Annotated in this window: 1 protein-coding gene; it reads left to right on the top strand. The window is 68.0% G+C overall.

The features are described 5' to 3' along the window. The coding region (locus tag AAW14_RS39270) for a non-ribosomal peptide synthetase (RefSeq protein WP_265569250.1) at nt 1-1,669 on the top strand (1,669 nt) is incomplete at both ends.

Here is a 1,669-nt window from a genome sequence, read left to right as displayed (position 1 = left end):
CGCTGGGTGCGGTGGATGTGCTGGGTGAGGTCGAGCGTCGTCGGGTGTTGGTGGAGTGGAACGACTCGGCGGTGGATCTCGGGTCGGTGCTGGTGCCGGAGCTGTTTGCTGGGCAGGTTTCCCGCACGCCGGATGCGTTGGCAGTGGTTGCCGGTGGTGTGGGGGTGTCGTACCGGGAGCTGGATGCGCGGGCGAATCGGTTGGCGCACTACTTGCTGGGTCAGGGTGTGGGTGCGGAGTCGGTGGTGGGGGTGTGTCTGCCGCGGGGTGTGGATGCGGTGGTGGCGTTCTTGGGGGTGTGGAAGGCGGGGGCGGCGTTCTTGCCGGTCGATCCGGAGTATCCGGTGGAGCGGATTTCGTTCATGCTCGCGGACAGTGGTGCGGTGTTGACCTTGACGTCGGAGGAGGTGTTGGAGGGTCTGCCGGCGGGGCGGGCGCGGATGGTGGCGGTGGACTCCACTTTGATGGGCATCCGGCTGTCGGGGTTGCCTGGGCAGGCTCCGGTGTTGCGGGCATGTGCGGAGAGTCTGGCGTATGTGATCTATACGTCGGGGTCGACGGGTCGGCCGAAGGGTGTGGCGGTCGCGCATGGTGGTCTGGCGAACTATGTGTTGTGGGCGGCGGATGCCTACGGGATGACGCGGCCGGGTGTGGGTGGTGTGCCGTTGCACTCCTCGTTGGCGTTCGACTTGACGGTGACCAGTGTGGTGGTGCCGCTTGTGTGCGGGGCGGCGGTGGTCGTGGACGAGGGTGGCGGGGTCGAGGGTCTGGTGTCACTGGTGCGTTCGTCGGGTGGGGGGTTTGGTCTGGCGAAGGTGGTGCCGGCGCATTTGCCCTTGTTGGGGGAGTCGCTGTCGGGGGCGGAGGCGGCGGCTGCGGCGTCCACCTGGGTGGTCGGTGGTGAGGCTCTCTCGGGTTCGGTGGTGGGTTCGTGGTTGGAGCGTGCCGGGGGTTCGGTGGTGGTGAATGAGTACGGGCCGACGGAGGCGACGGTCGGCTGTTCGGTGTTCGAGGTGCGGGCGGGTGATGAGGTCGGTGCGGTGGTGCCGGTCGGGCGTCCGGTGGCGAATATGCGGTTGTATGTGCTGGACGGGCGGTTGTGTCCGGTGGCGCCGGGGGTGGCGGGTGAGTTGTACATCGCTGGTGTGCAGGTGGCGCGTGGGTATGTGAGGCGTGCGGGTTTGACGGGGGAGCGGTTTGTGGCGAATCCGTTTGAGCCGGCCGCGCGGATGTATCGCTCGGGTGATGTGGTGCGCTGGCGTGGGGATGGGCAGTTGGAGTTCCTGGGGCGTGTGGATGAGCAGGTGAAGGTGCGTGGGTTCCGGATCGAGCCGGGTGAGGTCGAGGGGGTGATCGCCGGGCTTCCGCAGGTTGAGCGGGTGGCGGTGGTGGCGCGTGAGGATGTGCCGGGTGATGTGCGTCTGGTGGCGTATGTGGTGGCGCAGGATCCGGATGAGGATCTGGGGGGTTTGCCCGGCCAGGTGCGGGCGTTTGTCGCGGGGCGGCTGCCGGAGTACATGGTGCCTTCCGCGGTGGTGGTGCTTGATGCGTTGCCGTTGACGGGCAACGGGAAGCTGGACCGCAAGGCCCTGCCTGTTCCGGAGCTGTCGGGTGGGGCCGGATTGGGGCGTGGTCCGGCGAATGAGCGGGAGCGGGTGCTGTGCGAGGC

Source organism: Streptomyces hygroscopicus (assembly GCF_026168105.1).
GTDB lineage: Bacteria > Actinomycetota > Actinomycetes > Streptomycetales > Streptomycetaceae > Streptomyces > Streptomyces hygroscopicus_D.
Note: the sequence above shows the minus strand (reverse complement) of the source record. Positions and strands in the feature narration are given on the sequence as shown.